This window comes from Georgenia soli (assembly GCF_002563695.1).
GTDB lineage: Bacteria > Actinomycetota > Actinomycetes > Actinomycetales > Actinomycetaceae > Georgenia > Georgenia soli.
In genome coordinates this window covers 3,052,484-3,065,739 of sequence record NZ_PDJI01000004.1, presented here as the reverse complement: position 1 = coordinate 3,065,739, position 13,256 = coordinate 3,052,484, and the positions used below count along the sequence as shown (strand labels likewise).

12 protein-coding genes are annotated in these 13,256 nt (G+C 72.8%); all 12 read right to left on the bottom strand.

Annotated elements, in window-relative coordinates:
- Positions 1–4: 4 nt before the first annotated feature.
- Complete coding sequence (deoC, locus tag ATJ97_RS15190; protein ID WP_098484459.1) at positions 5–1,012, bottom strand: deoxyribose-phosphate aldolase; 1,008 nt, start codon at positions 1,010–1,012, stop codon at positions 5–7.
- Between the two features lie 243 nt (positions 1,013–1,255).
- Positions 1,256–1,483, bottom strand: coding sequence for a hypothetical protein (locus ATJ97_RS15185; RefSeq protein WP_098484458.1), 228 nt, complete (start codon positions 1,481–1,483; stop codon positions 1,256–1,258).
- Between the two features lie 18 nt (positions 1,484–1,501).
- Complete coding sequence (locus ATJ97_RS15180) at positions 1,502–2,437, bottom strand: hypothetical protein (RefSeq protein ID WP_098484457.1); 936 nt, start codon at positions 2,435–2,437, stop codon at positions 1,502–1,504.
- 143 nt (positions 2,438–2,580) lie between these two features.
- A complete protein-coding gene (locus tag ATJ97_RS15175) occupies positions 2,581–3,870 on the bottom strand; it encodes a thymidine phosphorylase (RefSeq protein ID WP_098484456.1) in 1,290 nt (429 codons plus the stop codon).
- Complete coding sequence (locus ATJ97_RS15170) at positions 3,863–4,279, bottom strand: cytidine deaminase (protein ID WP_098484455.1); 417 nt, start codon at positions 4,277–4,279, stop codon at positions 3,863–3,865. Before ATJ97_RS15170 ends, ATJ97_RS15175 begins: the two co-directional genes overlap by 8 nt.
- A gap of 12 nt (positions 4,280–4,291) precedes the next feature.
- Positions 4,292–5,584 carry an ABC transporter permease gene (locus ATJ97_RS15165; RefSeq protein WP_245862588.1) on the bottom strand — a complete coding sequence of 431 codons (1,293 nt, stop codon included), beginning with the start codon at positions 5,582–5,584 and terminating at the stop codon, positions 4,292–4,294.
- Complete coding sequence (locus tag ATJ97_RS15160; RefSeq protein ID WP_245862586.1) at positions 5,581–6,927, bottom strand: ABC transporter permease; 1,347 nt, start codon at positions 6,925–6,927, stop codon at positions 5,581–5,583. The genes ATJ97_RS15165 and ATJ97_RS15160 overlap by 4 nt, the downstream gene beginning before the upstream one ends.
- Complete coding sequence (locus ATJ97_RS15155) at positions 6,924–8,504, bottom strand: ABC transporter ATP-binding protein (RefSeq protein WP_098484454.1); 1,581 nt, start codon at positions 8,502–8,504, stop codon at positions 6,924–6,926. The genes ATJ97_RS15160 and ATJ97_RS15155 overlap by 4 nt, the downstream gene beginning before the upstream one ends.
- Before the next feature lie 131 nt (positions 8,505–8,635).
- The gene (locus ATJ97_RS15150; protein ID WP_245862582.1) at positions 8,636–9,751 is read right to left on the bottom strand and encodes a BMP family lipoprotein; all 1,116 of its coding nucleotides are present in this window, start codon (positions 9,749–9,751) and stop codon (positions 8,636–8,638) included.
- 293 nt (positions 9,752–10,044) lie between these two features.
- A complete protein-coding gene (locus tag ATJ97_RS15145) occupies positions 10,045–11,313 on the bottom strand; it encodes an amidohydrolase (RefSeq protein ID WP_098484452.1) in 1,269 nt (422 codons plus the stop codon).
- Positions 11,314–11,376: 63 nt separating this feature from the next.
- Positions 11,377–12,498, bottom strand: a complete 1,122-nt coding sequence (locus tag ATJ97_RS15140) for a mannose-1-phosphate guanylyltransferase (protein WP_098484451.1) — start codon at positions 12,496–12,498, stop codon at positions 11,377–11,379.
- A gap of 10 nt (positions 12,499–12,508) precedes the next feature.
- Positions 12,509–13,102, bottom strand: a complete 594-nt coding sequence (locus ATJ97_RS15135) for a 2'-5' RNA ligase family protein (RefSeq protein ID WP_098484450.1) — start codon at positions 13,100–13,102, stop codon at positions 12,509–12,511.
- Positions 13,103–13,256 lie beyond the last annotated feature (154 nt).

Sequence of the window (13,256 nt, the reverse complement as noted above, 5' to 3'; positions counted from 1 at the left end):
GACCTCAGTCGATCGTGACGTAGTCGGGGCCGGAGTAGTGGCCGGTGCGGAGGCGCTGACGCTGCAGCAGCACGTCGTTGAGGAGGCTGGACGCCCCGAACCGGAACAGGTGCGGGTCGAGCCACTCCTCCCCCACCGTCTCGGCGACGGTGACGAGGTACTTGATCGCGTCCTTCGAGGTACGGATGCCGCCCGCGGGCTTGACGCCGATCCGCTCCCCGGTGAGCCGGTGCCACTCCCGCACGACCTGCAGCATCAAGAGGGTGACCGGCAGGGTCGCGGCCGGCGAGACCTTGCCGGTGGAGGTCTTGATGAAGTCGCCGCCGGCGAGGATCGCGAGCCAGGACGCCCGGCGGACGTTGTCGTAGGTCGCCAGCTCGCCGGTCTCGAGAATGACCTTGAGGTGCGCGGAGGTGCCGTCCGGGCGGCGGCAGGCCTCCTTCACGGCGACGATCTCGTCGAAGACCTTCCCGTAGCGCCCCGCGAGGAACGCCCCGCGGTCGATGACCATGTCGATCTCGTCGGCCCCCGCCGCGACGGCGTCGGCGGTGTCGGCGAGCTTCACCTCCCGGGACGCCCGCCCGCTGGGAAAGGCGGTGGCGACGGCGGCCACGTTGATCCCGCCGTCGTCCAGGCCCTTGAGCGGCCCGAGGGCCTCGACGGCGGCCGGGACCATGTCGCCGTAGACGCACACCGCGGCGGGGCGCGGCGTCGACGGGTCAGTGGGGTCCGGGGTCACCGCCTTGGCGACCAGCGAGCGCACCTTGCCCGGCGTGTCCGCGCCCTCGAGGGTGGTCAGGTCGATGAGCGAGATCGCCTTGTCGATCGCCCAGGCCTTCGAGGTCGTCTTGATCGACCTCGTCCCCAGCGCCGCCGCCCGCTGGTCCAGCCCGACGGCGTCCACGCCCGGCAGCCCCTCCAGGTGCAGGCGCAGGCTCTTCTCGGTCAGCTCGTTCCCGAGCACCCGGACGGCTCTCGCGGCCGGTGCCAGCGAGGCGGTCTGCAACGTCATCGTTCCTCCACCTGCTTCTTCTTCCCCGTCCGGCGGACGGGTGGTGCCCCGCCCGACGGCGGAGCCTTGGGTGCCGACCCTGACGGCAGTGCCGCCGGCCAGCGACGCCGGCCAGCGACGCCGGCAGCGATAGCGGTGCCGGTGCCGGTGCCGGTGCCGGTGCCGCAGAGTCGGACGACCACGCCTGAACAGCGTCGCCGGCCCGCCCCAGTGTAGGGAACGGGCCGGCGGTTCGGCCGATATCTAGAACTCCTCCTCGGCCTCGCCCTCGTCGCCGTCCTCGTCCATGCCGGGCACCTCGATCAGCTGCTCGGCCACGTCCGCATGGTCGGCCTCACGGGTGGCCGAGACCAGCTCGGGCTCGGGCTCGTACTCCTCGGGCAGGTCGGCAGGATCCTCGCTGACGACGTGCTCCTCGGCCAGGCTCTCCGGGTCCAGCTCGATGGCGGTGCTGTCGGGCTGCTCGCTCATGGGCTCCTCCTCGAACGGTCACGGGATGGGATGCCCAGACTGCCCCGCGGGCCCGGTCGGCGCAAGGGAACGGACCCGCCCGAGGGGCTCCGGCAGCAGGATCCAGACCACGTGCGTCCACCCGCCGAGCGCGGGGTGGGGCCCCGTGCGCGCGAGCAGGTCGGCGAGCCGCACCTGGTGCACCCGTCCGTCCGACGGGTCGTACAGGTGCAGCACCGGCCGGCCGGCACGGTCGTGGCCGCGGTGCGGGGCGTCGGCCGGCGGCGGGACGGCGAGCACCACGTGCCGAGGCACCGCGGTGGCGAGCCCGCGGCCGAGGTCGCCACCGGTGTAGAGGGGCACCGGGACGCCGGCGAGCGTCGCCTCGCGCGCCCTGCCGAGCAGCACGGCGGCCGACGGCGAGGCGTCGTCCACCGGGACGCCGCGGTACCGGACCCCCGGGAACCGTGCCTCCCGCGCGGCCGTCCACGGCGGGGTCCCGAGGGCCGCCGGCCAGCGGAGCCGGCCGAGGCCCCGGGCCCCGGTCCGCCACTTCACGTGCCGCTGCGCCGCCGCCATCCGCCCGGCGGCGTCGGCAGCAGCAACGCGGCGCGTGATCTCCGGCGGCACGCGGTGCGGCGGCAGCCCCGGGGGCAGCTCGCCGGTCTCGAGCCAGGTGGCCAGCGCCGGGTCACCGGTCGCGGCGAGCATGAGCAGGACCGTGGAACCGCACGTCGTCTGGTCGGACTGCCGGGCCGGTGCCCAGCCGAGCGTGACGAGCTGGGGCGGGACGGGACGGGCCCGCCCAGCTGTGCGTTCGTGCGGGTTCGTCGCGCCGTCGTCCGCCGCGCCACCGTCACGCGGACCGAGAGCCGCAGGAGCGTCGGCGCCCGAGCCGCGCGGGGGTCGCGCCGGGCGGACGAGGGCTGCCAGCAGCGCGGCGAGATGCAGGCGGCGCCAGTCGGGGACAGTCATGCAGATCAGACTGCCGGAAAGCCCCTCGACCCGGCGACCGGTGGACTCGGGCCACGCGGGCTCGGAGCCACCTCGGCCCGGAGCCACGCCGGCTCGGGCCACCGGCAGCCCGAGCGGCTACGGGTGGCTCGTCGTGCGGCGACTCAGCCGGCGACCCGGTCCAGGACGATCGCGCGCTCCCGGGTGGCACCGTCGGGCTCGATGACGACGGCGCCGGCGAGCGCCTCCCGGGCACGGTCGAAGCGCTCGGGCGTGGCGGTGTGCAGGGTCATGAGCTTCTGCCCGGCCCGCACCCGCTCCCCCGGCTTGGCGTGCAGCTCCACGCCCGCGACGGCCTGCACGGGGTCCTCCTTGCGGGCGCGCCCCGCGCCGAGGCGCCAGGACGCCACACCGACGTCGTAGGCGTCGAGACCTGTGAGCACGCCGTCCGCCTCGGCCAGCACGTCCTCGGTGTGCTCGGCGACGGGCAGCGCCGCGTCCGGGTCGCCGCCCTGGGCGGCGATCATCTTCCGCCACACGTCCATCGCGCGGCCGTCCTGGAGCGCTGCCGCGGGGTCGGCGTCCTCCTGGCCGGCGGCGGCGAGCATCTCCCGGGCGAGCGCGACGGTCAGCTCGACGACGTCGGCGGGCCCGCCCCCGGCGAGGACCTCCACGGACTCGCGGACCTCGAGCGCGTTGCCCACGGTCAGGCCGAGCGGGGTGGACATGTCGGTGAGCAGGGCGACGGTGCGCACACCGGCGTCGGTGCCGAGCGCCACCATGGTCTCGGCCAGCTCCCGCGCCGTGTCGAGCTCCTTCATGAACGCCCCGGAGCCCACCTTGACGTCGAGCACCAGGGAACCGGTGCCCTCCGCGATCTTCTTGCTCATGATCGAGGAGGCGATGAGCGGGAGCGACTCCACGGTGGAGGTGGTGTCGCGCAGCGCGTAGAGCTTCTTGTCCGCCGGCGCCAGCCCCGAGCCGGCGGCGCAGATGACGGCACCGACGTCCTCGAGCTGGGCGAGCACCTCGTCGTTGGACAGGGAGGCGTTCCACCCGGGGATCGCCTCGAGCTTGTCGAGGGTCCCCCCGGTGTGGCCGAGGCCGCGCCCGGACAGCTGCGGCACCGCGACCCCGAAGACCGCGACGAGCGGCGCGAGGGGCAGCGTGATCTTGTCGCCGACGCCGCCGGTGGAGTGCTTGTCCGACGTCGGGCGGGACAGGGTGGAGAAGTCCATCCGCTCTCCCGAGCGGATCATGGCGTCCGTCCAGCGCGCGATCTCCGCGCGTTCCATCCCGTTGAGGAAGATCGCCATGGCGAGGGCGCTCATCTGCTCCTCGGCGACGACCCCGCGGGTGTAGGCGTCGATCACCCAGTCGATCTGCTCGTCGCTCAGCCGCTCGCTGTCTCGCTTCGCGCGGATGACGTCGACGGTGTCGAAGGGCTCAGCCATGGGTTCTCTCCAGATGGTCGGGTCCGAAGGCGTCGGGCAGCAGGTCGGCGAGAGTGCGCAGCCCGGAGGGCATCAGCATCTCGAGCCCCGGCCCGCCGTGCTCCCAGAGGAGCTGGCGGCACCGGCCGCACGGGACCAGCAGCTCCCCGTCGCCGTCCACGCACGTGAACGCCACCAGGCGCCCGCCGCCGGAGCGCACGAGCTCGGACACGAGCCCGCACTCGGCGCACAGCGTGACGCCGTACGCGGCGTTCTCCACGTTGCAGCCCGAGACGGTGCGTCCGTCCTCCACCAGCGCGGCGGCGCCGACGGGGTAGGCGGAGTAGGGCACGTACGCGCGGGTCATCGCCTCGGTGGCGAGGTCGCGCAGCAGCGCCCAGGTGGCGTCGTCGGTACGGGTGTCACCCATCGCGGTCTCCGGTCACTTGATGTAGGGGATGTTCTCCGCGGCAGGTGCGCGCACGCGGCCGACGAACCCGGCGACGGCGAAGATCGTCACGGCGTAGGGCAGCATCAGCAGGAACTCGGACGGGACGGTCGAGCCGATGGTCGACAGCACGTTCCCGAGGTTCTTGGAGAAGCCGAACAGCAGCGCGGCGGCGAGCGCACCGGTGGGGTTCCACTTGCCGAGGATCATGGCCGCGAGGGCGATGAAGCCCTGGCCTCCCGACATCTCCTTGCCGAAGGCCAGCCCGGACCCGACGGTGAAGAACGCCCCGCCGAGGCCCGCGATGGCGCCGCCGAAGATGGTGTTGACGACGCGGGTGCGGTTGACCTTGATGCCCACGGTGTCGGCCGCCTTCGGGTGCTCCCCGACGGCGCGCATGCGCAGGCCCCACCGGCTGCGGAAGACGAAGATCTGCAGCAGGATCACGGCCGCGTACATGATGTAGACGAGCAGCGTCTGGCGGAACAGCACCGGCCCGATCACCGGGATCTCCGAGAGCAGCGGGATGGGAAGCTCGGGCAGTCGCTGGTTGGCGTTCCAGGTGGCCTTGTCCTCGGTGAGCACCGTGGAGAACAGGAAGCTCGTGACGCCGACGACGAGCACGTTGAGCACCACGCCGACGATGATCTGGTCCACCCAGTACCGCACCGCGAAGAACACGAGCAGCACCCCGACGAGGGCGCCCGCGATCGGCGCCGCGATCATCCCGAGGTAGGCGCTGGACGTCAGCGAGCCGACGACGGCGGCCAGGAAGGCACCGCCGAGCAGCTGGCCCTCGATGGCGATGTTGACGATGCCGGAGCGCTCGCACACCACGCCGCACAGGGCACCGAAGACGAGCGGGACGGACAGTGCCAGCGCGCCGGAGAGCAGCGTCGTCAGCGGGATGACCGTGGCGCGGCCCGCCCCGACGTAGGTGAGGAACGTCAGCACGAACGCGATGCCGAAGACGATGTGGGTCCACCGGCCCACGTCCCGCCGCCGGCTCGTGAGCCAGGTGACCAGCCCGGTGAGCACGGCCATGAGCGCGACGAGAAGCCAGTTCGTCAGCGCGGCCGGGACCGCGATGTTCGGGATCTCGAAGAGGTCGCCGGCCTTGGAGAGCTGGTAGATCGTGTCGCCCTCGAGGTTCGGCAGGAGGGTGAAGAACAGCAGCGCGGCGAGCGTCAGCACGCCGTACACCACGGGCCAGCGCCAGCTGATGGGCTTCAGGACGACGTCCTCCCGCTCCTGCGGCCGGGCCTGGTCGGTCATCACGGCGCTCATGCCGCCGCCTCCTTCGCGACCGGGGTGCGCGCACCCCGCGGACGGGCTCCCGGGGCCGGGAGCCGGAAGATCGCCCGCACCAGCGGCGGCGCGGCGATCAGCAGCACGATGATCGACTGCACCACGAGGATGATGTCGATCGGGGTCTGGGTGGTGGACTGCATGAGCACGCCGCCGGCACGGAGCGCACCGAACAGCAGGCCCGCGACGAACGTGCCGAACGGCCGGGAGCGGCCGAGCAGGGCCACCGTGATGGCGTCGAACCCGTAGCTGGCGGCCACGCCCGCGGTCAGCGCGCGCTCCGTGCCGAGGACCTGGGCGGAGCCGGCGAGCCCGCACAGGGCGCCGGAGATCACCATGGTCAGCACGACCACCCGGTTGACCGAGATGCCCGCGGTGCGCGCGGCGCTCGGGTTGGAGCCCGCGGCACGGATCTCGAAACCGATCGTCGAGCGCTCGAGCAGCCACCACACGAGGACGGTGGCCGCGATCGCCAGCAGGAACCCGGCGTGGAGCCGGAACGAGGGCCCCAGCAGGAGCGGGTAGGCCGCGGAGTCGGACGGGACGTCCGGAGACTTCGGGAACGGCGAGTTCGGGAGCCGGAACGCCTGCGTCGTCAGGAGGTACGCGATGAGGTAGACGGCGATGTTGTTGAGCATGATCGTGACGATCACCTCGTTGGCGCCGGTCCTGGCCTTCAGCACGCCGGCGATGCCGGCCCAGATGGCCCCGCCGAGCGCGGCACCGATCGCGGCCAGCGTCACGTGCACGACGACCGGCAGGTCGAACGTGAAGCCGATGAACGCGCCGAAGATGCCGCCGAGGACGATCTGGCCCTGCGCGCCGATGTTGAACAGGGCGGCCCGGAAGCCGACGGCCAGGCCGAGGCCGGCGAGGATCAGCGGCGTCGCGAACACCAGGGTCTCCGTCAGCGGGCGGACGCTGCGGCTGAACGTGTCGGCCTGGAAGTCGTAGACCGCGCCGCGGAACATGGCCCGGTACGCGCCGTACACCGTGTCCCAGGCGGCCCTGAAGAAGTCGCCCGGCCGGGCGAAGAGGTAGGCGGCGGTCTCCTGCACCCGAGAGTCCGCCAGGGCGATGAGGACGCCGCCGACGAAGAGGGCGACGACGATCGCGAGCGCCGAGACCAGCCAGCTGCCCGAGAGGAACTCCCGGAAGAACTGCTGGGTGCGGGTCTCCTCGGGTGCGCCGTCGTCGCCGGCCCCGCCGCCCGGCACGGCGGTCCCCGGCGCGTCCTGGGGCGCCGGGACCTGCTCGCCCTGCGCGACGACGTCGCCCGGCTGGGCGGCGGTCTGCGGGGCCTCGTTGACGGGGTCTGTCACAACGTTCCCTCCTGCTCGGCAGCGGCGTCGGCCGCGGCCAGGGTGGTCCTGTGCTCGGCGGCCTGCGCCTGCGCCTCCTCGAGGGGCACGCCGGCCATCATCAGGCCGAGCACGTCGCGGTCGGTGCCGGCGTCGACGATGCCGACGATGCGGCCGCGGTACATCACCGCGATGCGGTCGGCGAGCGCCAGCACCTCGTCGAGCTCGGTCGAGACGATCACCACGGGGGTGCCCTTGTCGCGCTCCTCGACGATCCGCCTGTGCATGAACTCGATGGAGCCGACGTCGAGCCCGCGCGTGGGCTGCGACGCCACCAGCAGGCGTAGCGGGCGCGACATCTCGCGCGCGATGACGACCTTCTGCTGGTTGCCGCCGGAGAGGGTGGAGATCGGGTCCGCTGTCGAGGTCAGCCGGATGTCGAACTCCTCGGCCCGCCGCGCGGCGTTCTCGCGCACCACCGCCGGGCTCATCGCGAGGCCGGAGGCGTAAGGCTCGGTGTCGTACAGGTCCAGGACCAGGTTCTCCGCCACGGAGAAGGAGGAGATGATGCCGTCCGTGGACCGGTCCTCGGGCACGAAGCCGACGCCGGCGCGCAGCCGGTCCTTGACCGACCTGCCGGTGAGCTCCTCGCCGTCGAGCGTGACCGACCCGGACACCGGTTCGGTGAGCCCGAGGATCGTCTCGGTGAGCTCGGTCTGGCCGTTGCCCTGGACGCCGGCGACGGCGAGGATCTCGCCCCGGCGGACCGAGAAGCTGATCCGGTCGACCATGGTCTTGCCGGCGGGGTCGAGCACGGTGAGGTCCGAGACGACGAAGGACTCCTGCCCCTCCTGCGCCGATTCCTTGTCCACGCCGAGACTCACCGAGCGGCCGACCATGAGCGAGGCCAGCTCGGTCTCGGTGGAGGTGGGGCTGGCCTCGCCGACCACCTTGCCGCGGCGGATCACGGTGATGCGGTCGGCGACGGCGCGCACCTCGCGGAGCTTGTGGGTGATGAAGACGATCGAGGTGCCGCTGGCCTTAAGCTGGCGCATGATCTCGATGAGCTCGTCGGTCTCCTGCGGGGTCAGGACCGCCGTGGGCTCGTCGAGGATGAGGACCTCGGCGTCGCGGGAGAGCGCCTTGATGATCTCGACCCGCTGCTGGGCCCCCACGGGCAGGTCCTCGACGTAGGCGTCGGGGTCGACGTCGAACCCGAAGCGGTCGGAGATCTCCTTCACCCGGCGGCGGGCCTCGTCGACCTTGATCAGGCCGGCCGCGCCGACGGGCTCGTAACCCAGGGCGAGGGACTCGGCGACGGTGAAGACCGGGACGAGCATGAAGTGCTGGTGCACCATGCCGATGCCGGCGGCGACGGCGTCGCCGGGCCCGGAGAAGGTGACCGCCCTGTCGTCCAGCAGGATCTGCCCGTCGTCGGGCTGGTACAGCCCGTAGAGCACGTTCATCAGGGTGCTCTTGCCGGCGCCGTTCTCGCCGAGCAGGGCGTGGATCTCGCCCGGCTCGACCACCAGGTCGATGTGGTCGTTCGCGACCAGGGACCCGAAGGTCTTGGTGATCCCGCGCAGTTCTAGCTTCACTTCCGAAGGCTCCATCCCGTTCAGCAGGCGCCGGGCTCACCGGTGACCGCGGGTCGCCACGGTACCGGGGCCAGCGCGTGACGGCCCGGCCACGAGGGCCGGGCCGTCACGGTTGTCGCGTTGTCAGACGGTCACGGAGCGTTCTTCGTCTCCACGACGATCTCGCCCGAGATGATCTGCTCCTGGAGCTTGGCCACCGCGTCCTTGACCTCCTGCGGCACCTGGCTGTCGAAGTCGTGGAAGGGGGCCAGGCCCACGCCCTCGTTCTCGAGGGTGCCGACGTACGGCTCGTTGGTGAAGTTGCCCTCGACGGACTCGGTGATGGTGTCCTCGACCGCCTGGCCGATCTTCTTGACCACGGAGGTCAGCACGATGTCGCCGTACTCGGTGGACTCGTACCAGTCGGAGTCGACGCCGACGATCTTGACGTCGCCCGCGGCCTTCGCGGCGGCGGCGGCACCGAGGCCGACCGGGCCGGCGACCGGCATGACGACGTCGGCGCCCTGGGCGATGAACTGCTCGGTCAGGGTCTGGCCGTTCGCCTGGTTCTCGAAGTCGCCGGTGAAGGAGCCGTTCTGGGCCTCCTTGTCCCAGCCGAGGACCTGGACGTCGGCGCCGTTGTCCTCGTTGTACTTCGCGACGCCGTCGACGAAGCCGTCCATGAAGATGGACACCGACGGGATCTGCATGCCGCCGAAGGTGGCGACGGTGCCGGACTCGGACACCGCGGCGGCGACGTAGCCCGCGAGGTAGGACGCCTCGGCGGTGTTGAAGAGGATCGGCTTGGCGTTGTCGAGCTCGACCGGCGCGAAGTCCGGACCGGAGAACGCCGAGTCGATGAGCGCGAAGTTCGTGTCCGGGTTCTTCTCGGCGGCCTGCTGGATCGGGTCCTCGAGGAGGAAGCCGACGCCGATGGTGAGGTTGCAGCCCTGCTGGACCATCGAGTCCACGTTCGGGCCGTACTCGGCGTCGGACTGGGACTCCGCGTCCGCCTCCTTGATGCCGAGGTCCTTGACGGCGGCCTGGAGGCCCTCGTACGCGGACTGGTTGAACGACTGGTCGTCCCAGCCGCCCTGGTCGGAGACGACGCAGGCGAGGAAGTCGGCGTTGTCTCCCCCGGCCGCGCTCGTCCCGGCGCCCCCGGTGGCGCCCGGTGCGGGCGAGTCCTCCTCCGGGGCTGCGCCACAGGCCGCGAGCGCGAGGGCGGCCGTGGCCGCCAGCGCCGTCGCGTAGATGCTCTTCTTCACGCGTATCTCCTGCATGTGTGTGGCCGAGGCTCGTGGTGGCGGGTCGCAGGCCCTGCTTCGGCAGAGCACCCGTGCGCCACGTCCTGGATCGGCGGCTGACAGGCCGACAGTAACCCGCCGCCGCATTCACACGAGTCACATCGTGAGATCCCCGCGAAAAGCGTTACCGAAATGTTTCCATGGGAGACGCAGGTCACGCGCCGCACCCGAGTCCTTGGTCCCGAGTTTCGGCTGGCACCGCCCCGGAAAACGCGGGACCGCCCCCGGAAAGACTGCACCGCCCCGCAAGGGGCTCAGGACGACGACGCGGCCGCCGCCGTCGTCGTCCTCGCCCCCTCGCCGATCTTGCCGTCGCCCGCGAGCAGCGCCGTGCGGACGAGCACCCGGGCGCCGATGCCGATGGCGCGCTCGTCGAAGACGATGTCGCCGCGGTGGAGGTCGTAGGCGGGCCCGCCCGGGGTGCGGGTGCCGAGCCGCACCAGGGCACCGGGTACACGGGTGAGGTACCAGGCGAAGTCCTCCCCGCCGAGCGACTGCTCGGTCAGGACGACGGCGTCCGGGCCGATCACGTCCTTGGCGGCGGCGTCGACCACACGCACGGCGCGCTCCTCGTTGACGACCGGCGGGATGCCCCGGGCGTAGTTGAGCTCCACCTCGACGTCGAACGGGGCAGTCACGTGCTCGACCGCTTCCTGGACGATCTTCGCGGCCCGGTGCCACTCGCGGCCGTCCAGGCACCGGATCGTCCCGGTCACCGACCCGGAGGCCGGGATGGCGTTGGCCGCCTTGCCGGCGTGCACCGCCCCCCAGGTGAGGTTGACGCCCGCGCGGGGGTCCATGCGGCGGCCGAGCACCGCCGGGAGCGTCGTGATGAGCTGCCCCAGGGCGAAGACGACGTCGCCGGTCAGGTGCGGCCGGGAGGTGTGCCCGCCGTCGGAGGTGACGGTGATGGTGACGGTGTCGGAGGCGGCGGTGATCGCGCCGATGCGCGAACCGACCTGGCCCACGGGCACCTTGGGGTCGCAGTGGAGGGCGTAGATCTGGTCCACGCCGTCGAGCGCCCCCTGGTCGATCACCGCGACGGCACCGCCCGGCATGACCTCTTCCGCCGGCTGGAAGATGCACCTGACGCCGACCGGCAGGTCCCCGGTGTCGTCGAGCTGCTTGAGCGTGAGGGCGGCGCCCAGCAGCGCCGTGGTGTGGACGTCGTGACCGCAGGCGTGGGCGTACCCGTCCCGCGCCGAGGCGAACGGCAGCCCCGAGCTCTCGGACACCGGCAGGGCGTCCAGGTCCGCGCGCAGACCGATGCGCCGGCGGCCCTGCGAACGGGGGTCGGCACCGATGTTCACCGTCAGACCGGTGCCCTTCAGCGGGTGCGGCTCCAGGCCGGCGGCCCGGAGGCGGTCGGCGACGTACGCCGTCGTCTCGTGCTCCATCCACGCCGTCTCGGGGTGGGCGTGCAGGTGACGGCGGATCTGGAGGAGCTCCGGCTCGAGCCCGGCGACGATGGCGGTGACGCGCCGGGCGACGGCCGAGCCGGTCGGGGCAGGAACAGGTCGCACGGAAAAGACCCTAGTCCGACGCCGGAGCGCCTGCTCGGTCGCGGAGCGCGCCGCCTCCGCGGGTCAGCGCAGGTGGTCGCGGGCCGTCCCGAGGCCCTCCACCACGCCCTTGACGCGCTGGGCGTGCTCGCGGGTGGTGACGAGCAGGGCGTCCGGCGTGTCGACAACGACCAGGTCCGGCACCCCGAGCACGGCGACCGTGCGCCCGGCCCGGGGCACCACCAGGGCTCCCTCGGCGTCGTCGGCCACGACGTGGCCGGCGTCACCGAGCACGCGGACGCCGTCCTCGCCGGAGGGCAGGAGGCCGGCGAGGTTGGCGAAGTCGCCGACGTCGTCCCAGCCCATGGCCGCCGGGACGACGGCGACGCCGCCCTCGGCGGCGACCGGCTCGGCGATCGCGTGGTCGATGGCGATCTTCTCCAGCGTCGGCCACACGCGCTCCAGCACGGCGGTGCGGGCGGGGGTGTCCCAGGCGTCGGCGATCTCGTCGATGCCGGCCCGCAGCTCGGGACGCTGCGCGGCGAGGTGGTCGAGGAGCACGTCGGCGCGCGCGACGAACATGCCGGCGTTCCAGCGGTACTCCCCCGTCGCGAGGTACTCGGCCGCGGTCGCGGCGTCGGGCTTCTCGGTGAAGCCGCGCACCTGGCGGGCGGTGGGCGCTGTGGCGCCGTCGGGAAGCCGGACCGGGTCGCCCGAGCGGACGTACCCGAAGGCGGTGGAGGGGTGGTCGGCCTCGATGCCGATGGTGACGACGTAGCCGGCGCGCGCGACGCCCACCGCCTCGCGCACCGCGCGGCCGAACGCGGCGGTGTCGGCGATGACGTGGTCGGCGGCGAAGGAGCCGACCACCACGTCGCCGTGACGGCGGCGCACGACGGCGGCGGCCAGGGCGATCGCGGCCATGGAGTCGCGGGGGCTCGGCTCGGCCAGCAGGTTCTCCTCGCCCAGGTCAGGCAGCTGCTGCAGGACCGCGGCGGCGTGCGCCGCCCCGGTGACCACGACGACGCCTCCGCCCTCGGTCAGGGGCCGGAGCCGGTCGTGGGTCTGCTGCAGGAGGGACCGGCCGGAGCCGGTGAGGTCGAGCAGGAACTTCGGCGCGGCGCGGCGCGAGAGCGGCCACAGGCGCGTCCCGGCGCCGCCGGCGGGGACGATGGCGTGCAGCGGCTCGGGCTGGGTCTCCGGCATGGGCCCAACCCTACGAGGTCGCGGGCGGGGCCCCGGCCCGGGCGGCGGGGTCGCCGTGCACCCGCGGGCCGGAGAGCACGAGCCGGGCGACGCTGCGCCAGACGCCGTCGTCACCGTGCTCGTACAGGCGCATGCTGCCCTGGGCGTAGGTCGCCTCGAAGCCGTCCACCGCCTCCATCGCCGCGTCCAGCACGTCGTCGTCGAGCTCGTGGGCCACGGTGACGTGCGGGTGGTACGGGAAGCGGAGGTCCTGGGCCAGCGGCCCGGTGCGCACCTGGCTCTCGAGGGCGGCGCACTCCTCGGCGCCGCGCACGACGTTGACGAAGACGACGGGGCTGACCGGGCGGAACGTGCCTGCGCCCCGCAGGGACATGATGAACGGGCTGCTGCGGCGGGCGATGACGGCGAGGTGCTCGGTGACCTCGTCCATCTGCTCGGCGTCGACGACCGTCGGCGGCAGGAGGGTGACGTGCGGCGGCACGGCGTGCGCCATCGGGTCGCGCAGGCGCGCGCGGACCGACTGCAACCAGGTCGAGTACGGCTGCGGGATCTGCAGCGAGACCCCGATGCGGACCTGTCCCGCGCGACGTTCCGGCAGGTGCATGGGCTCAGCGGTCGCGTTCCGCGAGGACCCGGGGCGTCGTCAGCACGACCGACATCCTGGCAGGTGCGGGGCGCTCTCCGCCATCGGCCGCACACGCCCCCGGCACGTCGTCGGGGCGGCTCGGGCCCACTGTTCGACGTTGTGCGTTTTTGTT